This is a genomic window from Streptomyces sp. NPDC051582, assembly GCF_040681715.1.
In the GTDB taxonomy this organism is placed as follows: Bacteria; Actinomycetota; Actinomycetes; order Streptomycetales; family Streptomycetaceae; genus Streptomyces.
Window position 1 is genome coordinate 93,948 of sequence record NZ_JBFAZJ010000013.1, and the last position, 16,966, is coordinate 110,913.

General features: G+C 69.2%; 27 protein-coding genes. 18 read left to right on the top strand and 9 right to left on the bottom strand.

The window, feature by feature from the left end; translation table 11 throughout:
• Positions 1 to 9: 9 nt before the first annotated feature.
• The 6 genes from AB0M92_RS18665 to AB0M92_RS18690 all read right to left on the bottom strand — a co-directional run bounded on the left by AB0M92_RS18665 (position 10) and on the right by AB0M92_RS18690 (position 5,427).
• Positions 10 to 720: a lysophospholipid acyltransferase family protein gene (locus AB0M92_RS18665; RefSeq protein ID WP_366103285.1), complete on the bottom strand. Its 711-nt coding sequence runs from the start codon at positions 718 to 720 to the stop codon at positions 10 to 12.
• A 223-nt stretch (positions 721 to 943) separates the two neighbouring features.
• A complete protein-coding gene (locus tag AB0M92_RS18670; RefSeq protein WP_366103286.1) occupies positions 944 to 1,102 on the bottom strand; it encodes a hypothetical protein in 159 nt (52 codons plus the stop codon).
• Between the two features lie 32 nt (positions 1,103 to 1,134).
• Entirely contained in the window at positions 1,135 to 2,091 is a 957-nt protein-coding gene (locus AB0M92_RS18675) for a cytochrome c oxidase assembly protein (RefSeq protein ID WP_366103287.1), read from the bottom strand.
• Positions 2,092 to 2,199: 108 nt separating this feature from the next.
• Positions 2,200 to 3,225 carry a 6-phosphofructokinase gene (locus AB0M92_RS18680; RefSeq protein ID WP_366103288.1) on the bottom strand — a complete coding sequence of 342 codons (1,026 nt, stop codon included), beginning with the start codon at positions 3,223 to 3,225 and terminating at the stop codon, positions 2,200 to 2,202.
• A 213-nt stretch (positions 3,226 to 3,438) separates the two neighbouring features.
• Positions 3,439 to 4,167, bottom strand: coding sequence for a glutamine amidotransferase (locus AB0M92_RS18685; protein ID WP_366103289.1), 729 nt, complete (start codon positions 4,165 to 4,167; stop codon positions 3,439 to 3,441).
• A gap of 21 nt (positions 4,168 to 4,188) precedes the next feature.
• Positions 4,189 to 5,427, bottom strand: a complete 1,239-nt coding sequence (locus AB0M92_RS18690; protein ID WP_366103290.1) for a MurT ligase domain-containing protein — start codon at positions 5,425 to 5,427, stop codon at positions 4,189 to 4,191.
• Between the two features lie 122 nt (positions 5,428 to 5,549).
• Between AB0M92_RS18690 and def the strand changes: the two genes are divergently transcribed.
• Complete coding sequence (gene def / locus AB0M92_RS18695) at positions 5,550 to 6,113, top strand: peptide deformylase (protein WP_366103291.1); 564 nt, start codon at positions 5,550 to 5,552, stop codon at positions 6,111 to 6,113.
• A 28-nt stretch (positions 6,114 to 6,141) separates the two neighbouring features.
• Here def and AB0M92_RS18700 read toward each other — a convergent pair whose 3' ends face one another.
• Positions 6,142 to 6,786 (bottom strand): TetR family transcriptional regulator, encoded by a 645-nt coding sequence (locus AB0M92_RS18700; protein ID WP_366103292.1) that lies wholly within the window; start codon positions 6,784 to 6,786, stop codon positions 6,142 to 6,144.
• 192 nt (positions 6,787 to 6,978) lie between these two features.
• Between AB0M92_RS18700 and AB0M92_RS18705 the strand changes: the two genes are divergently transcribed.
• Positions 6,979 to 8,211: an acyl-CoA dehydrogenase family protein gene (locus AB0M92_RS18705; RefSeq protein WP_366103463.1), complete on the top strand. Its 1,233-nt coding sequence runs from the start codon at positions 6,979 to 6,981 to the stop codon at positions 8,209 to 8,211.
• A 94-nt stretch (positions 8,212 to 8,305) separates the two neighbouring features.
• Here AB0M92_RS18705 and AB0M92_RS18710 read toward each other — a convergent pair whose 3' ends face one another.
• Positions 8,306 to 9,601 (bottom strand): tyrosine-type recombinase/integrase, encoded by a 1,296-nt coding sequence (locus AB0M92_RS18710; RefSeq protein ID WP_366103293.1) that lies wholly within the window; start codon positions 9,599 to 9,601, stop codon positions 8,306 to 8,308.
• A gap of 379 nt (positions 9,602 to 9,980) precedes the next feature.
• Positions 9,981 to 10,493, bottom strand: coding sequence for a helix-turn-helix transcriptional regulator (locus AB0M92_RS18715; protein WP_366103294.1), 513 nt, complete (start codon positions 10,491 to 10,493; stop codon positions 9,981 to 9,983).
• Between the two features lie 232 nt (positions 10,494 to 10,725).
• Between AB0M92_RS18715 and AB0M92_RS18720 the strand changes: the two genes are divergently transcribed.
• The 16 genes from AB0M92_RS18720 to AB0M92_RS18795 all read left to right on the top strand — a co-directional run bounded on the left by AB0M92_RS18720 (position 10,726) and on the right by AB0M92_RS18795 (position 16,950).
• Positions 10,726 to 10,962, top strand: coding sequence for a helix-turn-helix transcriptional regulator (locus AB0M92_RS18720; protein WP_366103295.1), 237 nt, complete (start codon positions 10,726 to 10,728; stop codon positions 10,960 to 10,962).
• Positions 10,928 to 11,230, top strand: coding sequence for a hypothetical protein (locus AB0M92_RS18725; protein WP_366103467.1), 303 nt, complete (start codon positions 10,928 to 10,930; stop codon positions 11,228 to 11,230). The genes AB0M92_RS18720 and AB0M92_RS18725 overlap by 35 nt, the downstream gene beginning before the upstream one ends.
• A gap of 104 nt (positions 11,231 to 11,334) precedes the next feature.
• The gene (locus AB0M92_RS18730; RefSeq protein WP_366103296.1) at positions 11,335 to 11,631 is read left to right on the top strand and encodes a hypothetical protein; all 297 of its coding nucleotides are present in this window, start codon (positions 11,335 to 11,337) and stop codon (positions 11,629 to 11,631) included.
• Entirely contained in the window at positions 11,628 to 11,924 is a 297-nt protein-coding gene (locus AB0M92_RS18735) for a hypothetical protein (RefSeq protein ID WP_366103297.1), read from the top strand. Before AB0M92_RS18730 ends, AB0M92_RS18735 begins: the two co-directional genes overlap by 4 nt.
• Positions 11,917 to 12,159 (top strand): hypothetical protein, encoded by a 243-nt coding sequence (locus AB0M92_RS18740; RefSeq protein WP_366103298.1) that lies wholly within the window; start codon positions 11,917 to 11,919, stop codon positions 12,157 to 12,159. The genes AB0M92_RS18735 and AB0M92_RS18740 overlap by 8 nt, the downstream gene beginning before the upstream one ends.
• Positions 12,156 to 12,401, top strand: coding sequence for a hypothetical protein (locus tag AB0M92_RS18745; RefSeq protein WP_366103299.1), 246 nt, complete (start codon positions 12,156 to 12,158; stop codon positions 12,399 to 12,401). The genes AB0M92_RS18740 and AB0M92_RS18745 overlap by 4 nt, the downstream gene beginning before the upstream one ends.
• A complete protein-coding gene (locus tag AB0M92_RS18750; RefSeq protein WP_366103300.1) occupies positions 12,398 to 12,754 on the top strand; it encodes a hypothetical protein in 357 nt (118 codons plus the stop codon). Before AB0M92_RS18745 ends, AB0M92_RS18750 begins: the two co-directional genes overlap by 4 nt.
• Positions 12,751 to 12,939, top strand: a complete 189-nt coding sequence (locus AB0M92_RS18755) for a hypothetical protein (protein ID WP_366103301.1) — start codon at positions 12,751 to 12,753, stop codon at positions 12,937 to 12,939. Before AB0M92_RS18750 ends, AB0M92_RS18755 begins: the two co-directional genes overlap by 4 nt.
• 90 nt (positions 12,940 to 13,029) lie before the next feature.
• The gene (locus AB0M92_RS18760) at positions 13,030 to 13,443 is read left to right on the top strand and encodes a hypothetical protein (RefSeq protein ID WP_366103302.1); all 414 of its coding nucleotides are present in this window, start codon (positions 13,030 to 13,032) and stop codon (positions 13,441 to 13,443) included.
• Positions 13,433 to 13,768 (top strand): hypothetical protein, encoded by a 336-nt coding sequence (locus AB0M92_RS18765; RefSeq protein ID WP_366103303.1) that lies wholly within the window; start codon positions 13,433 to 13,435, stop codon positions 13,766 to 13,768. Before AB0M92_RS18760 ends, AB0M92_RS18765 begins: the two co-directional genes overlap by 11 nt.
• On the top strand, positions 13,765 to 14,184 hold the full coding sequence (locus AB0M92_RS18770; RefSeq protein ID WP_366103304.1) for a hypothetical protein: 420 nt from the start codon (positions 13,765 to 13,767) through the stop codon (positions 14,182 to 14,184). The genes AB0M92_RS18765 and AB0M92_RS18770 overlap by 4 nt, the downstream gene beginning before the upstream one ends.
• Positions 14,185 to 14,296: 112 nt before the next feature.
• The gene (locus AB0M92_RS18775) at positions 14,297 to 14,617 is read left to right on the top strand and encodes a hypothetical protein (RefSeq protein WP_366103305.1); all 321 of its coding nucleotides are present in this window, start codon (positions 14,297 to 14,299) and stop codon (positions 14,615 to 14,617) included.
• The gene (locus tag AB0M92_RS18780; protein WP_366103306.1) at positions 14,617 to 14,802 is read left to right on the top strand and encodes a hypothetical protein; all 186 of its coding nucleotides are present in this window, start codon (positions 14,617 to 14,619) and stop codon (positions 14,800 to 14,802) included. Before AB0M92_RS18775 ends, AB0M92_RS18780 begins: the two co-directional genes overlap by 1 nt.
• On the top strand, positions 14,799 to 15,662 hold the full coding sequence (locus AB0M92_RS18785; RefSeq protein ID WP_366103308.1) for a PD-(D/E)XK nuclease-like domain-containing protein: 864 nt from the start codon (positions 14,799 to 14,801) through the stop codon (positions 15,660 to 15,662). The genes AB0M92_RS18780 and AB0M92_RS18785 overlap by 4 nt, the downstream gene beginning before the upstream one ends.
• Positions 15,659 to 16,390: a hypothetical protein gene (locus tag AB0M92_RS18790; RefSeq protein ID WP_366103309.1), complete on the top strand. Its 732-nt coding sequence runs from the start codon at positions 15,659 to 15,661 to the stop codon at positions 16,388 to 16,390. The genes AB0M92_RS18785 and AB0M92_RS18790 overlap by 4 nt, the downstream gene beginning before the upstream one ends.
• Positions 16,387 to 16,950, top strand: coding sequence for a hypothetical protein (locus AB0M92_RS18795; protein WP_366103310.1), 564 nt, complete (start codon positions 16,387 to 16,389; stop codon positions 16,948 to 16,950). The genes AB0M92_RS18790 and AB0M92_RS18795 overlap by 4 nt, the downstream gene beginning before the upstream one ends.
• The last annotated feature ends 16 nt before the right edge of the window (positions 16,951 to 16,966 follow it).

Below are 16,966 nucleotides of genomic sequence, written 5' to 3' on the forward strand. Positions count from 1 at the left end.
GGAGAAGGCTCAGCGCGTCTTGCGCCGGGCCTTCTTCCGCGCTTCCTCCTCTTCGGCCTTGACCTCGGCGGCGTACCGGTCGACGTACTCCTGGCCGGACAGGCCGAGGATCGCGTACATGATCTCGTCGGTCACGGCCCGCAGTACGGCCCGCTCGCGCTCCATCCCGGCGTACCGGGAGAAGTCCAGCGGCTCGCCGAAGCGGATGGTCACGCGCCGGATGTTCGGGATCTTCTGCCCGGGCGGCTGGATCTCGAAGGTCCCGACCATCGCGCAGGGCACGACGGGCACCCCGGCTCCGAGCGCCATCGCGGCCACGCCCACCTTGCCCTTGTAGAGCCGCCCGTCGTGGGAGCGGGTGCCCTCCGGGTAGATGCCCAGCAGCTCCCCCTCGGCCAGTACCCCGAGCCCCTCGCGCAGCGCGGCCTGCCCGGCGTCCTTGCCGGAGCGGTCCACCGGGATCTGCCCGGCGCTGCGGAAGAAGAACGCGGTCAGCTTCCCCTTCACCCCGGGTCCGGTGAAGTACTCGGCCTTGGCGAGGAAGGTGATCCGTCGCTTGAGGATGGCGGGCATCAGGAAGTGGTCGGAGAACGACAGGTGGTTGCCCGCGATGATCGCGGCCCCCTCCCCGGGGATGTTCTCCAGTCCCTCGATGCGCGGACGGAACAGCAGCCGGAGCAGCGGACCGAGCAGCACGTGCTTGAGCAAGTGGTAGAACACCTGGGCATTTTCCCTTCGCCTGGGGGTCAGGCCAGTGTGCCGGACGCGGTGCCGGATGGGCATGACGAAGCAGAATCCGACCAGAAGGGACGGCGTCGCCGGGGGTTCACGGGAGGGCCGGTCGGAATCGGCCGAAGGAGCCGGGCCCGGGGAGGGGCCTGAGGTGGGGGGCCTGCGGTAGGGGGCCTGAGGCGGGAGGGGCGGACGGTGCGCAGGCGTCCGTTCAGGTCTTCTGGGACGCTGCCATGCCGGCGGTCAGCAGGCCGAGAACGACCCACCCGAACCACAGCCAGCCGTTGCTGCCGAGGGCCACGGAGTACGTGGCGACGGCCACCAGAGCGGCGAAGGTCATGACGGCCATCGCCTTAACGGATCCGGTCATGCCCCATGGTCGCGCGCGAAGGTGCCGGCGCGCTACTGGCCACGCGCTTGGAGTGAGGCGAGATAGGAGTTGTACGCCTCCAGCTCCTGGTCGCCGTCGCGGTCCGCGGCCCGGTCCGCGCGCTTCGCGGCCCGCTGCTCGGAGTGGTACCACTGGTAGACCAGCGCGATCAGGACCAGTACGGACGGGATCTCGCTGAAGGCCCAGGCGATGCCGCCGCCCCACTGCTGGTCGAGCAGCGGGTCGATGCCGAGGGAGGCCGGCGGGTTCGCGTACGTCTTGATCATCGGCTCGCTCGCCATCATCAGCGCGATGCCGAAGAAGGCGTGGAACGGCATGCCGGCGAACAGCTCCAGCATCCGCATCACGTAGCCGGGGCGGTGCGGGCCCGGGTCCACGCCCATGATCGGCCAGAAGAAGACCAGGCCGACGGCCAGGAAGTGCACCATCATGCCGATGTGGCCGGCCTTGCTCCCCATCAGGGAGTCGAAGATCGGGGTGAAGTAGAGGGCGTAGAGGCTGGCGATGAACAGGGGGATCGTGAAGACCGGGTGGGTGATCACCTTCATGTACCGGCTGTGCAGCAGCATGAGCAGGAGCTCACGCGGCCCCTTGTGGCCGCGGGCCGCGGGCGGCAGCGCGCGCAGCGCCAGCGTCACCGGCGCGCCCAGCAGCAGCAGGATCGGGGAGAGCATGCTGATGACCATGTGCTGGACCATGTGCACGCTGAACATGACCATGCCGTAGTCGTTCAGCTTGGTGCACATCACCAGGGCGACGCTCAGCACGCCGGCGGTGAAGGCGATGGTCCTGCCCGGCGACCAGGCGTCCCCGCGACGGCGCAGCCGCACCACGCCCCACAGGTACAGGCCGAGGCCCACCAGCGAGCCGATCAGGAAGAACGCGTCGAAGGAGAACTCCAGCCCGCGCCCGAGAGTGAACGGCGGCAGGTCCATGTTCATGTCCATGCCGTGCCCGCTGTGATCCATCTGTCCACTCCCTTGACCTGTGGTGCCCCACCACAGTAGTGCCGCCCCCGGACGCGATGGCGTCCGGGGGCGGCAACTACGGGATATCGGACCAGAAGGGGGGAAACATCACAGAACGTTCTGCGCCTCGGAGTACCGCTCCGCCGGGACCGTCTTCAGGGTCTGCACCGCGTCGGCGAGCGGGACCATCTCGATCTCCGTGCCGCGCAGGGCGGTCAGCATCCCGAACTCGCCGCGGTGCGCCGCCTCGACCGCGTGCCAGCCGAAGCGGGTGGCGAGGACCCGGTCGTACGCGGTCGGGGTACCGCCGCGCTGGACGTGGCCCAGGATGACCGGACGGGCCTCCTTGCCCAGGCGCCGCTCCAGCTCGACCGCGAGCAGGTTGCCGATGCCGGCGAAGCGCTCGTGCCCGTACTGGTCGGTGCCGCCCTCCTGGAAGTCCATGGAGCCGGCGCGCGGCTTGGCGCCCTCGGCGACCACGACGATCGCGAACCGCTTGCCCGCGGAGAAGCGCTCGCCGACGATCGCCGTCAGTTCGTCGATGTCGAAGGGGCGCTCCGGGACGACGATGGCGTGCGCGCCGGCGGCCATGCCCGAGTGCAGGGCGATCCAGCCGGTGTGGCGGCCCATGACCTCCACCACCATCACGCGCTGGTGGGACTCGGCGGTGGTCTTCAGCCGGTCCAGCGCCTCGGTGGCGACTCCGACGGCGGTGTCGAAGCCGAACGTGACGTCCGTCGAGGCGATGTCGTTGTCGATGGTCTTCGGCACGCCCACGATCGGCAGACCGGCCTGCGAGAGCAGGTTCGCGGCCTTCAGGGTGCCCTCGCCGCCGATCGGGATGATGGCGTCCAGACCGAGGTCGGCGACGTGCCCGCGGGCCCGCTCCACGCCGTCGCGCAGGTGCGCGGGCTGCACCCGCGAGGAGCCCAGGATGGTGCCGCCGCGGGCCAGGATGCCGGCCACGGCATCGAGGTCCAGCTTGCGGTAGTCGCACTCCAGCAGGCCGCGCCAGCCGTCGTGGAAGCCGATGACCTCGTCGCCGTGGTCGACGACGGCGCGGTGGACGACGGAGCGGATGACCGCATTGAGGCCGGGGCAGTCGCCGCCGGAGGTGAGCACACCAATGCGCATGGCAGGAAGACCTTTGCAACGTGGGCCGACGACCGGACCACGTCGTCCGGTTGGAACTACGGCCACCCTACAAGCGGTGGAGAGGTGGACTGAACCATCCTCCACATGCTGGTCATACTCGTCGTACGAAACCACGTCGGCCCGGTTCCCCCAAGGGAAAACCGGGCCGAACACATGATGGCGGGGCCGCCCCGATGAGCGGTCCGCGCGGTGCTACGCGGGCTGCGTGGCCGCCGCGATGCGCTCCGCGCGCAGCGCCTCGTACCACCGGTCGTCGATGGGCGGCAGGGCGTTCACGTCGAGGGCCAGCTTCAGCAGCAGGTCCGCGATCTGCGGGTTGCGGGCCATCACGGGACCGTGCATGTAGGTGCCGAAGACGGTGTCGTTGTACGCGCCCTCGGTGCCGTCGCCCGTGCCGTTGCCGCGGCCCAGCCGGGTGCGCGCGAAGGGCCGTGCGGACGGGCCGAGGTGGGTGACGCCCTGGTGGTTCTCGAAGCCCGTCAGCTGGGGCAGGTTCAGGCGCGGGTCGATGTCCGCGAGGACGTCGCCGACGCACCGCTCGCCCTCGCCGCGCACGGTGACCACGTCCAGCAGGCCGAGGCCCTCCTGGCGTTCGCCCATGTCGTTGACGAACTCGTTGCCGAGGATCTGGTAGCCGGCGCAGACGGAGAAGACGATCGCCCCGTTCGAGACGGCCCGCTCCAGACCGCCGTCGCGCAGCAGGCGCTCCGCGGCGAGCCGCTGCGGGCGGTCCTCACCGCCGCCGATCAGGTAGATGTCGCCCGAGGTGGGGATGGGCTGGTCGCTGCGCACGTCCACGCGCTGCACGTCCAGTCCGCGCTGGCGCGCCCGGCGCTCCACCACGAGGGCGTTGCCCTGGTCTCCGTACGTGCTCAGCAGGTCGGGGTAGACCCACACCAGACGCAGGCTGTTGTCGCTCATGCTCTTGTCCTCTATGGGTGACTAGTTGCCGACGCGGCGGCGCACGTCCTGGAAGGCGGTGTAGTTGGCGATCAGCTCGATCTGCCCGGGCGGCGCCAGCTGCACGGCCTCGTCGAGGGTGTCGCACACGCGGAAGTCCAGGCCCGCGACTTCGAGGCGGACCGCCAGGTCCAGCTTGCGGTCGCCGATCACGAAGATCGGGTGGCCGGACAGGCGCGGGTAGTCCACGTCCCACAGCCAGGAGGTGTCCGTGCCGTCGGCGCCGCGGGCGTTCACCGAGAGGATCACCGGGGTCGGCGGCGGGTCGATCAGCGAAAACGTTTCGAGCCAGCCCGCCGGGTTCTTCGCGAGCAGCAGGCGCAGCTCACGGCCCTGGAAGGTGATGACGTCGTAGCGGCCGGCGACGGCCTGCACCTGGTACATCCGCTCCAGCGCGACCTGCGGCGGAACGCCGAAGACGGCGGCCACGGCGGCCGAGGTGGCGGCGTTCGCCTTGTTGGCGCGGCCGGGCAGCTGGAGGTGGATCGGCCAGGCCGAGCCGTGCGGGTCGAGGACGTGGTCCCCGGACAGCACCCAGCTCGGGGTGGGGCGCCGGAATCCGCACTCGCCGCAGAACCAGTCGTCGCCGGGGCGCTGCATGACGCCACCGCAGGAGGGGCACGACCAGGCGTCGTCCTTCCACTCCTGGCCCGCGGCGACCCACACCACGTTCTGCGAGGAGGAGGCCGACCACACGATGAGCGGGTCGTCGCAGTTGGCGACGATGACGGCCTTGGAGCCCTGGAGGCCCTCGCGCCACTTCTCCGCGAGCATGCGGGTCTCGGCGGCGCGGTCCAGCTGGTCGCGGGAGAGGTTCAGCAGGGCGATCACCTTGGGGGTGACGTCCCGGGCCACTCCGGCGAGGTACTTCTCGTCCACCTCGATGACGCCGTACTTGGCGTCCGAGCCGCCCGCGAGGGCGGAGGTGATGCCGGCCGGCATGTTCGCCCCGAGGGCGTTGGAGACGACGGGACCGCTGGCCCGCAGGGCCTCGGCGATCAGCCGGGTCGTCGTGGTCTTGCCGTTCGTCGCGGAGACGAGGACGACGTCGAGATGCTGCGCGAGCGCTCCGAGGAGATCGGGGTCGAGTCTGAGTGCGACCTTCCCGCCGATCACCGATCCGCTTCCGCGTCCCGCGGCCCGCGACACCGCCGCCGCGGCCTTGCCCGCCGTCACGGCCAGCTTGGCCCGCGGCGAAAGCGGCTCTGTGTTGCCTGCCATCGTCCCTTGTCCTCCTTGCGTCGGTCGGCCCCAGCCTATCCAGTACCGGCCGGGGCCCTGACCGCGGCGCCCCAGGGCGCCGCAGATCTCCTCATATATTCGCCCGTCGTACCCTTACGGCCATGCGACAGCGCCCCATCCCCGGTACCACCGGCCTCGTCCGCACCATGAGCCTGCTGGGCGACCCGGTGCTCCACTCTCCGTGCGAGGAGGTCACCGCGTTCGGCCCGGCCCTCGACCGGCTCGTCGAGGACATGTTCGCGACGATGTACGCCGCCGAGGGCGTCGGCCTCGCCGCGAACCAGATCGGCGTCGGGCAGCGGGTGTTCGTGTACGACTGCCCCGACGACGAGGACGTGCGCCACGTCGGGCACGTCGTCAATCCGCGACTGGTGGCGGCCGACGGGGACGAGTTCCGCGGCCCAGAGGGCTGCCTTTCGCTGCCCGGCCTGGAGGCGGGCACGGTCCGCTTCGACCGCGCGGTCGTCGAGGGGGTCACCTCCGACGGCGCGCCCGTACGGATCGAGGGCACCGGCTTCTTCGCGCGCTGCCTCCAGCACGAGTGCGACCACCTCGACGGCACGGTCTACGCGGACCGGGTCACGGGTCTGCGCGCCAGGCGGCTGCGGCGGGCGATCCGCAAGACGCCTTGGGGCGCGGGGGCCTCGGCGGCCGCGCGGAACTGAGCGCGGCCCCTTTCGTACGGCAGGGCTTTCAGAACCCCGGGCCGTCGGCGCGGTTGCCGGCCGTGGCGAGCCGGCCCCACAGCAGGTCGGTGAGGCCGGCGACCAACTCCGCGCGCTCGCACGGGCGCTCGCCGAGCCACCAGTCACCGGCGGCGTGCATCATGCCGACGATCCCGTGGCCCCAGATCCGGGCCAGGCGCTCGCCGCCGGGGCCGAGGTCCACGCGCTCGCCGATGACGTCGGCGAGCTCCTCGCCGAGCCGGCGCAGCAGCGGGGCCGAGTGCACGCCCACGTCGAAGCCCTTCTCGGCGGCCTGCGAGTCCTCGGCGGGGTGCATGAGGAAGCGGTAGACCTGCGGGCGGGCCTCGATGGCCGCGAGGTAGGTGTCGAGGGTGGACTCCACGCGGCTGCGGCGTTCGGCCGGGGCGTCGAGCGCGGCCCGCAGCGAGTCGAGCAGGGCGTCGGTGTGCCGGACGGCGAGGGCCTGGTAGAGCCCGGCCTTGTCCCCGAAGTGCCGGTAGAGGATCGGCTTGGTGATGCCGGCCTCCGCCGCGATGGCGTTCATGGACGCCTTGGGCCCGTCCCGGAGGACGACCCGGTCGGCCGCTTCGAGCAGCTCCCGCCTGCGGCGCTCGGCCGCTCCCGGTTCGCCGGCCTGCTGAGTGGTCTCCATGACGTGTTTCTCTCCCCGCCCTTGCGATGGTGCGTGACGCCCACGCAACGTAACACCCCGCACACCCTCGCGATCGATCGGCTGCGCTGCGGGCGGCGCTGCTTGACAGTGCCTACTCGCCGGTAACACACTGTGGTCACCGTATGGGTTACCGCTAGTAACACACTGGTGGACGCACAGCTGGAGGGGAACATGGCGGAGTTCACCATGGAGCTCAATGACGACCAGAAGCAGGTACGCGACTGGATCCACGGCTTCGCGGCCGAAGTGATCCGCCCCGCGGCCGCGGAATGGGACGAGCGCGAAGAGACTCCGTGGCCCGTCATCCAGGAGGCCGCGAAGGTCGGCATCTACTCGCTCGACTTCTACGCCCAGCAGTTCTTCGACCCTACCGGTCTGGGCATCCCGGTGGCCATGGAAGAGCTGTTCTGGGGTGACGCGGGCATCGCCCTGTCGATCGTCGGCACCGGGCTCGCCGCCATCGGCGTCGTCGCCAACGGCACCGAGGAGCAGATCGGTACCTGGATCCCGCAGATGTACGGCACCCCCGACGACGTGAAGGTCGCCGCCTTCTGCTCCTCCGAGCCGGACGCCGGATCCGACGTCGGCGCGATGCGCACCCGCGCCGTCTACGACCAGGCCAAGGACGAGTGGGTGCTCAACGGCACCAAGACCTGGGCGACCAACGGCGGCATCGCCAACGTGCACATCGTCGTCGCGGTCGTCGACCCCGAGCTCGGCACCAAGGGCCACGCCTCCTTCATCGTGCCGCCGAACACCCCGGGCCTGTCCCAGGGCCAGAAGTTCAAGAAGCACGGCATCCGCGCCTCGCACACCGCCGAGGTGGTCCTGGAGGACGTCCGCGTGCCCGGCTCCTGCCTGCTCGGCGGCAAGGAGAAGCTGGACGAGCGGCTCGCGCGGGCCCACGAGCGGGCCAAGGCCGGCGGCGGTGGCGAGCGCGTGAAGAACGCGGCGATGGCCACCTTCGAGGCCTCCCGCCCGGCCGTCGGTGCCATGGCCGTCGGCACCGCGCGCGCCGCGTACGAGGTGGCCCTCGACTACGCCAAGACCCGTACCCAGTTCGGCCGTCCGATCATCGACAACCAGGGCGTGGCCTTCCAGCTCGCCGACATGCGGACCTCCATCGACGCGGCCCGGCTGCTGGTGTGGCGGGCCTCCTGGATGGCCGTCGCGGGCAAGCCCTTCACCTCCGCCGAGGGCTCCATGTCGAAGCTGTTCGCGAGCGAGGTCGCCAAGAAGGTCACCGCCCAGGCGGTCCAGATCCTCGGTGGCAACGGCTTCACCCGCGAATACCCGGTGGAGCGCATGCACCGTGACAGCGCGATCTACACCATCTTCGAGGGCACCAGCGAGATCCAGCGACTGGTGATCGCCCGCACCATCTCGCAGATGCCGATCCGCTAGGCCATTCTGCCAGCAAGACACGCGTAACCATGCGCAGCGAAGAACCCCCGTCGGAGGTTTCGGCGGGGGCTCTGCATGTAAGGCGGCAGGGGCCCTACGCGGGCCCTGGGAGATTTTTGGGAGATCGCCGGTCACGAGCCCGCTTGAACGGGGGATACGGGCCCAGCTCGCGGCGATCGACGACCGTCCGGAGGGCCTGCTCCCAACGCTCCTGCAATGCCTCGGCGATCGCAAGCTCCATGGCCAACGTGACGTGAGAGTAGGTCCCTTCCACCCCAGGCAGCACGTGCCCCATCCTCGCCTCGACGGCTACCCGCGGGTGGTTTCCTTCATCGAGCCAGACCTTCTGAGAGTGCCGCAGCCCATGAGGGGTCAACCCTTCGACGCCAAGAACAGGGCGAATGCCCTCGCGGGCTTTGGCGCCACGGACCACTCCTCGCGGGGCTCGACCGAGAACCATGGGGTGCCAGGTCTCTGCGTACCAGTCGCCAGCCCGGAGGAGCCGTCCGCCCTTGGGTGCAGTGAACACCCACTCGGACTCCGGCCGGCTGTCGATCAGGGCCTGAAGCAGGTTCGCCAAAGCGGGCGGGATGATGAGGCCTCGGCCGGAGTCGTACTTGTTGTCGATCTGGGTGAAGACCCCGTCGACGTACTGTCCCTGCTCGTGGGAATGGATCCGGGAGCCAGTGCCGGTGTCCTTGAGTTCGACGTGGTTGCGGTGCAGGCCGGCCAGCTCGCCGATGCGCATGCCCGTATAGGCCGAGGTCAGGACGAGGGCGTACTCGTTTAGGCCTCCCACGATCAGCCCGTTGCGGGCCACCAGCAGAGCTTGGCGGGGTGTGGCGGTGACCTTCTGGTTCTTCGGCTTGGGCACAAACCGGCCGCGCCGGCCGCCGCTTCGGGACTGGACCGGGTTGTCGAGTCGAAGGCCTTCCGTAACCGCGTCGTTCATCATCGTGCGGAAGACGGACACGATCCCGTCCGCGTAGTTCTTCGAGAGCCGTTTCCGCAGGTCTTTCTCCCAGGTGGCAATCGCTGCGGGGGAGAGGTCCTTGACCGCCACGCTGCCCCACTCGGGATCGATATGGTTCCTGATGCGAAGCCGGTATTCCTTCTCGCTCAGGGGGCCGACGTCGATTGCTGCGAGCCAGGTGGTCGACCACTGGTTCACCGTGGTCCGGGCGCTGCGGGGGGCAACAACGGTTTTTCCGCGGCGGTGGTCTGCTTCCAGGCCTTGGGCGTATGCCTCGGCCGATCGCTCGGTATAGAAGGGCTTGCCGTCGTCGTCGCGGCTTACCGATCCCCATTTGCCGTTGGGCAGCTTGTAGCGCCCGCGGTAGCGCCACTTCCTTGCCTGCTTGTCGTATCCGCGCTTTTCGCCGAAAGCCATGGATGACCTCGTTCGATGTTCCGAGCCTGATCGCCGCCTGCGGGTCTGAGCCCTGGTGTCAGCCTGCGACGGCGCGTAGGTGAGGGCGCGCGGGTTCGGCTGACTGACGCTCCCACGCGACAACCAAGTCGTTGAACATTGTCTGCAAAAGGATCGCGCCGTCAGCAGACAGCAACTTTGAGTCGACGTAGATCGTAAGCGTCGTCGGGCCGTCCGCCACCCACACTTGCACGCCGAGGGGCATCCCGGTCACGCTCAGAACCTGTACACGCATAGGTCCCCCAACCACCTCTTGGGCGCCCCCCTAGCGGTGTCCGCATATGACACCACACATCTGCACCGTATGTGGAGAGACCGTGCGGAAATGATGATCCGTCAGTTACGCCTCATTGGCCGCACGCGGCTCACTGTCGTCATCGTCAGGAAGGTTCTGCAGCTTGCGCTCTGCTCGACGCCACGCTTCCAGGGCCTGCTGAATATCTTCGGGGGATGCGTCTGGAGCGCCCCTGACGACAACCGTCATTCGGACATCCCCCTTGGTGGGGAGCTTGATGACCGCGGTATCGACGAGGCGCCCGCCGTTCTTCAGCTCGTCGACAATCCTCAGCGGAAGATCGGTCCTGTCCAGGTCTCGATCTTCACCCCGTGACGCTGCCTCGGTGGTTGGGTCTCCGCCGGCAAGGACGGCGAGCCCGGAACCGGGCGTCCAGCCTAGCGCCGCCTCGATCTTAGGAAGAGTGCTCGGAGTTCGCTTGCGGGTCGTGCCGGACTCAAGGTTCTGCACCGTGGATTCGCTGACGTCGGCTGCCTCCGCGAGGGCGACCTGCGTCATCCCCTTGGCATCGCGTGCCTCTTCGATGGCACGCGCGAGGCGCTCCCAGTCCCTGGTCATGCCGTCATCATGCCTGACGCCTAGGCAACACGCACCCACCGATTCCCTGATTTGACCAGTAACGATCGGTGTTGGGGGCGCATTTTTGTTGCCTTTTAAAGCGCCGTCTGTGCGCCGGGGGCTCGCCCTGTCCGCCTTGCGTCGCTCTGCGGCACGGCGTGCACCCAACAAACACCCAAGGAAACCGGCGGAAGCCTTGCAAACACCCAAGCTATGGGTCTACGTTGTGGATGTGACACCGAACGGAGCCGCAATAAGGGCCTTCCGCAGGATGCGCGGCATGTCCATGCGGCGGCTCGCACACCTCATCGACCGCGATCCCGGCTACCTCTCCCACGTGGAGACGGACCGGCAGGGAGCGGGCCGGGAAACCCTCCAGCGCATTGCGGAGGAACTCGGCGTACCCATGGAAGCAATCACAAGGGAGAAGCCCAGTGACCAGGACAGACCTGGCCCCCCCGAACGTTGACTCGGCCCTGATCGAGCGTCTCGCTGAAGCTTTCGAGTCGCTGGCCAAGCTCGTAACTCCGGCAACGTCAGACCTTCAGTGCTTCACGCCAGCCCAGGCTGCAGAACTCCTGGGCAAGACGGAGAACTGGGTGGTCGAAGCCATTCAGGACGGCCGGGTCCCCTGCACGTACATCGGCAAGTCGCCGCGCCTCACCGCCGCCCACATTCGCTGGGTGCAGAACAGCGGCGAGCGCATGCCGAGCAAGTACAGCATCCGCGCCGCCTAGCTGCGGCAAACGGCCCCAGCCAACGGGCTCTCACACACCGCCGGCCAGGGCCTCCCGAAATCCACCTCCCCTGCACGCCTACATGCAGAGAGACGAGGACCCCGATGTCCCACATCATGCCCGATCGGGTCGCTGACCTGATCCCCTCCCAGCGCCCCAAGCCTGCCGATCCGGCTGTCGCCCCGTTCGCGGTGGCACTGTTCTCGGCCTCCCGCCGCCCTGACTCGCAGATCCTCGCCGCAGCCGAGATGGCGGACGTCGAGCGTGACCTGAAGCTGCTGCGCCCGCTGGCCTCGGTCGAGGACCGGGGTGACCGCGAGACCCTCCTGGCCCGGTACGCGGCGGCGGACAAGCACCTGTCGGCGGTTCCGCTGCGGCAGTCCACGGCGGTCCTGTCATGAACGACCGCGTCCTGCCCGCCGAGTCGGGCAACCCCAACCCCACCGCCCGCGAGCAGCTGCTGAGCTTCGTATCCGGCACCGTCGTGAACGGCTACTTCGTGTCCAAGAAGCGTGCGAACGCGCTGCTCGACGCCTACCGCGCCGAGGTCGTGGCCGAGGCCATCGAGGCCGCCCGCTCCGAGTACTTGACGGACGCCACCGGCACCGACGAGGACAACGACTACAACAACGGCATCACGGACGCGGTCGCCGCGATCGGCGCGCTGCTTGAGGCCGGTGAGTCTCGTGGCTGACCTCCTCCCCGTCGACACCGACCGCCCGGGCATCGCGGGTCTGGCCCCGGCCGGTATCGCCCAGCTGGATGTGCCGCTGGCCCAGCTCTCTGCCGAGATCGACGAGCGCACGCGGCGGCTGATTGCCGCCGAGCAGCGGTACGACATGCACCACCTCGACGCCGACAGCTCCTGCGTCCTCTCGGACTGCCAGTACACCTGCTACCTGCCCGGACCTGCTGGAGGCCAGTCGTGACCACGAAGCCCTTGACGCCCGCCGCTGGCGAGATCTGGATGACCGAGCAGGGCGCCTACGTCCTCGTCGCCGGCGCGGACCGCACGCACGCCGTGACCTGCCCGGTCGCGATCCTCCCCGACGGCAGTGTCGTGGCCCACCCGCGGGGCCGGAAGGCCGGGCAGGTCCTGCTTGCCTCGTTCTCCTCGGGCCCGTACCGGTACGTCAGCGTCGCGAAGGCCCGGACGGCGGTGACCCGGTGAAGAAGTCCCCGGCTGTGATCCTCGCCGACGCGGTGGAGATCCTTCGCCGCAACGGCCACTTCAAGGGCGGCTACTACGACCCCAGCACTGACGAGCCTGCCCTGTCCGAGCAGCCGGTCTGCGCAATCGGCGCCATCCTGATCGCCGCCGAGGGATGGCCCACCCCCGAGATGCCGGGCGTGTTCGGCGAGACCACCTACGAGGCCATCAAGGTGCTGGCTCGCAGCGTCTACTCCACCGTCGTTGACGAGGACCCGATCGAGCGGATCGCGGACTGGAACGACGACGCGGACCGGACTCCCGGCGAGGTCATGCAGGCCATGACGCGGGCGGCTGAGGAGTGGGCGGCATGAGCCCCCGAGAGACGCAGGTCCTGTCGGCCCTCCTCTGCGACCCGGACGCCGCGGTGATCGCCGCTCCCGGACTGCTGCGGGCGCTGGGCCTGGTGCCGGTCGACCCGGACTTCGCGGACACGGTGGCCGCCGGCTACGTCGAGTCCGCCGACGACTGGTTCGCCCGGATCGGTAGCCCGCGATGACCCTCCGCCGTATCGCCGTCCTGGACGCCCTCGCGGGTGTCATCTGCGCCGCCATCGCCCTCGCCGGGCGCCACTACCTCAGGGGAAACCGTGACTGACCGCATTGCTGAACTGGAGGCCGAGTCCTCACGGCTGGCGGCCGAGCGTGACGCCTTCCGTGACCAGCGCAACGGGGTCATCAAGGACAACGAGCGCCTGATCGAAAGGGCAGAGCAGTCTGTCGAGGCGCGGCTCCACGCGGAGAACGCGACCCGAACTGCTCAGCGCGAGATCGCGCGGCTGAAGGCCAGGGTCGCCGAGTTGGAGGCGGCGCAGGACTCGTTCCTCCTGCCCTGGGCCTACCAGCTCGATGCGAAGAGCCTGGACAACTTCACCATCGACCTCACCCGAGCCGCTGATGCGCCGCTCATGATCGTGGTGGATGAGATCCACCAGACCGTGGCTCAGTGGCGCGAGCTGGTCGCGAAGAGGTCCACCGGGGCGGTGACCTCCGATGGCCGCTGACCTCCTCGCCGAAGTGCAGGCGCAGATCAAGCTGCTGCGCAACGGCCTCAACGCCGCCCACGAGATGAGCGGCCACGTGCACCAGGCGTTCGGCGGCTGGGAAGAGTGCGCTCCCTGCGAGAAGGCGAACGATGAGTGCGACAACTCCTTCGCCTGCGACAGCTACAAGCGCTGGCAGCGGGAGTACATGGCGGGGCTCACCTCCCGAGCCGAGCTGACAGTCGAGCGGCTGGGGCGACTCATCGCCGAGCGTGACGAGCAGATCGCCTACCTCATCGCCGCCGAGCCCACCCTCGACGACGACCAGCCGGGAGCCCCCAGGTGAGCCTGCCCCTCATATCCCGCGTCCGGGAACGTACCCGGGGTCACGGCCAGCACCGCGCGGTCGACGAGGTGGCCCGGCTGCGGGCCCAGATGTACCCGCTGCTCGTCCTCGTCGCCTGGCTGATCGGCAAGCTGCGGGAAGCCACCGCCGCCCGGGACACAGCGAACGCGAAGGTCAGCCGGCTGGGCGAGATCGAAGCCCAGCTCGCCGAGACCACGCACCAGCTGACCGTCCAGACCGCCGAGCTTCGCGAGCTGCGGGCGTTCAAGGCCAACCATTCCCGGACCGGCGACCTGCGCAACCATCCGGCGGTCGCGGAGACGCAGCCGATCCCGGTCGTCTCGCTCGCCAGCACCAACCTGGCCGTGTACGCGCCGATGCGGCTGTCTGCCGCCGCCGAAGCCGGCCTCATCTAGCCGGTCCGCGCCATCGGATGACACCGGACCGACGGCGCGGACCCCACCACCACCGCCCCGGACGGGCACCAACCGCCCGCCCGCGGGCCAGCACACCCTGAAAGGGGTCAACATGACCACCCACCTCTTCGGCGCCAACCGGCAGCGCGTCGGCTACGAGGACCAGGAATGGGCCGTCTGGGTTCTCGGCCTGGACGACGTGCACCACCAGCAGGCCCTGACCGAGGCCCTGGAGCTTGCCGCCGCACTGAACTCCTCGTTCGCCGAGCTTCGCCTCCGCGACAGCAGCGAGTTCTCACCCGTCCTGTACGCCGTCGTCCTGCACTGGGGCTACGCCTGGAACCAGGCCGTGGAGCACTCCTTCGGGGTCGACTGCGGACACCCCGACTGCGGCCCCTGCTCCGCCGACCGCGCGCTGCCGAAGGCCGTCTGATGGCCGCCACCACGCCCGAAGACCGCGTCGAGGAACTGGAAGCCGAGCTCGCCGAAACTCTCGACAAGCTCGTCGACCGCGACGACACGATCGAAGACCTGAATCGGAAGATCGAGGTCCTCGAAGACAAGATCCAGGACGCCACCATCTCCGCCAACGAGATGCTCAGGGATCTGGCCCGGTGACGGCCCCAACGCTTCCCGCCCCGGCGATCGTCGATGGCCTGTCGGCCGAGGACTACCACGCCGACCGGGAGTCGATCTCCTCGTCCGGCCTCCGGAAGCTCCTCAACCCGGGATGCCCGGCCCAGTTCAAGTACGACCTCGACCACCCGCAGGCCGCGAAGAAGGAGTTCGACCTCGGGCACGCCGCCCACAAGCTCGTTCTCGGCGACGGGCCTGACCTCGAAGTCGTCCCGGGGGCCCGATGGGACACCAAGGACGCCAAGGCGAAGATCGCCGAGATTCGGGCTGGCGGCGCCGTCCCGCTCAAGGAACACGAGCTACAGCAGGTCCAGGACATGGCCGCCGCGATCCGTCGGCACCCCATCGCAGGACCCCTGTTCACCCCGGGCACCGGCATAGCCGAGCGGTCCATTTACTGGACTGACCCGGCGACCGGGATCCGCTGCCGGGTCCGCCCCGACTGGCTGAAGCTCCTCGGCCCAATGAACCTGTGCGTCGACTACAAGTCCTGCAAGGACGCCGCCCCCGAGGCCGTAGCCCGAGCCATCCGGGATCACTCGTACCACCAGCAGGACCCGCTCTACATCGACGGCATCGACGCCGCCCTGCCGGCCGAAGAGGGCACCCGGTTCATCTTCGTCTTTCAGTCCAAGACGGCCCCGTACCTGATCACGGTGCGGGAGCTCAACCAGCAGGACCGAGACATCGGCCGAGCCCGCAACGACCGGGCCCTCCGCATCTACGCCGACTGCCTGACCACCGGCAACTGGCCCGACTGGACAGGGCCCGTCACCGAAATCCCCGCCATCTCCATGCCGTCGTGGGACGTCCTGCGCCAGACCGAGGAGTATCTGAAGTGACCGAACTCGCCGTACCCGAGCAGCGCAACCAGCTCGCCACCCGCGAACCCGACGAGCCCAGCGACCTCATGAAGTGGGTCGAAGACGCCCGACAGGCCAACCTCGTCGCCAAGTCCCTCGCCACCACCAACTTCGCCGGCGCGTTCAAGGGCAAGCCCGACGAGCTCACTGCCGCGATCCTCGCCGGCCAGGAACTCGGACTGAAGCCGATGGCCTCCCTCAAGTCCATCGACATCATCCAGGGCACCCCCGCCCTCAGGGCGCACGCCATGCGGGCCATCGTCCAGGGCCACGGCCACGAGATCGAACTCGTCGAGTCCACCAACACCTACTGCAAGATGCGAGGCCGCCGGAAGGGCGCCGAAACCTGGCAGTACGTCGAATGGGACATCCCCCGCGCCCAGGCGCTGGGGCTGCTCACCAAGGACCAGTGGAAGAAGCAGCCGAAGACGATGCTCATCGCCCGAGCCACGGGCGAACTGTCCCGCCTGATCGCCTCCGACGCCCTCCACGGCCTGCCCCACGCAGCCGAGGAGATCGACGGCTACACCAGCGGCGAGATCCTCCCCGCCCGGGCCCCGCTCAGCGTCGCCCAGCTGACCGCCCCGGTCCCCGTTGCCGAGCCTGCAACGCAGGCCACCGAAATCGAAGACGGCGTCTGGGACACGGAAGCCGCCGAGGACTCCGTCGACTGGCCCGAGACCGCGCAGCCCGGTGGTGCCGCGTGAACGGGCCCCAGCACTACATCGAAGGCGAACGCCACCTGAGCGCCGCCTCCCACCTCGACCGGCCGGGCGGAAAGCCCACCGACCCGTCAGCATCCGCCTACCACCTGATGGCAGCCCAAGCCCACTTCGCTGGCGCCCAGGCTGCAGCCGCAGCAGGCCTGCTCGCCGACAAGTACGCCGGTGACGGGGCCCACATCAACGAGTGGCGTGCCGCGATCGCCGCGACAAAGAAGGTGAACGACGACCCCTGGGTGGGTCAGCCCGACCCCTACATCCCCGGCCAGCCGTATTCGCCCCCGGTCGAGATGGCTCTGCGGAATCTCAACCTCGCCGGCTACGTCACGCCTGCCGACACCCTCATCGCCGCGAGCCACGTCATCGCCGGGCACATCGCCGAGGCCTTGTCTCCGCCTGAAGGCGAGGAGGTCAAGAACTGGGCACGCAGCATCGCCAACGAGCTGAAGCGGATCGGCCTCGACCTCCGAGGCGCCATCGAGAGGCGGGCCGAAGACCTGAACGACGGCACCCCCTTCGCGTACAGCGAAGAGCCCCCCTTCTAGCCCGCATCTGGGGGTC

Coding starts and splice junctions, on each gene's coding strand:
- AB0M92_RS18705 (WP_366103463.1), top strand. CDS start 6,979: ATGGCGGAGTTCACCATGGAGCTCAATGACGACCAGAAGCAGGTACGC.
- AB0M92_RS18700 (WP_366103292.1), bottom strand. CDS start 6,786: ATGGAGACCACTCAGCAGGCCGGCGAACCGGGAGCGGCCGAGCGCCGC.
- AB0M92_RS18780 (WP_366103306.1), top strand. CDS start 14,617: ATGGCCGCCACCACGCCCGAAGACCGCGTCGAGGAACTGGAAGCCGAG.
- def (WP_366103291.1), top strand. CDS start 5,550: ATGCGACAGCGCCCCATCCCCGGTACCACCGGCCTCGTCCGCACCATG.
- AB0M92_RS18670 (WP_366103286.1), bottom strand. CDS start 1,102: ATGACCGGATCCGTTAAGGCGATGGCCGTCATGACCTTCGCCGCTCTG.
- AB0M92_RS18690 (WP_366103290.1), bottom strand. CDS start 5,427: ATGGCAGGCAACACAGAGCCGCTTTCGCCGCGGGCCAAGCTGGCCGTG.
- AB0M92_RS18765 (WP_366103303.1), top strand. CDS start 13,433: ATGGCCGCTGACCTCCTCGCCGAAGTGCAGGCGCAGATCAAGCTGCTG.
- AB0M92_RS18730 (WP_366103296.1), top strand. CDS start 11,335: ATGTCCCACATCATGCCCGATCGGGTCGCTGACCTGATCCCCTCCCAG.
- AB0M92_RS18685 (WP_366103289.1), bottom strand. CDS start 4,167: ATGAGCGACAACAGCCTGCGTCTGGTGTGGGTCTACCCCGACCTGCTG.
- AB0M92_RS18775 (WP_366103305.1), top strand. CDS start 14,297: ATGACCACCCACCTCTTCGGCGCCAACCGGCAGCGCGTCGGCTACGAG.
- AB0M92_RS18755 (WP_366103301.1), top strand. CDS start 12,751: ATGAGCCCCCGAGAGACGCAGGTCCTGTCGGCCCTCCTCTGCGACCCG.
- AB0M92_RS18735 (WP_366103297.1), top strand. CDS start 11,628: ATGAACGACCGCGTCCTGCCCGCCGAGTCGGGCAACCCCAACCCCACC.
- AB0M92_RS18715 (WP_366103294.1), bottom strand. CDS start 10,493: ATGACCAGGGACTGGGAGCGCCTCGCGCGTGCCATCGAAGAGGCACGC.
- AB0M92_RS18680 (WP_366103288.1), bottom strand. CDS start 3,225: ATGCGCATTGGTGTGCTCACCTCCGGCGGCGACTGCCCCGGCCTCAAT.
- AB0M92_RS18675 (WP_366103287.1), bottom strand. CDS start 2,091: ATGGATCACAGCGGGCACGGCATGGACATGAACATGGACCTGCCGCCG.
- AB0M92_RS18710 (WP_366103293.1), bottom strand. CDS start 9,601: ATGGCTTTCGGCGAAAAGCGCGGATACGACAAGCAGGCAAGGAAGTGG.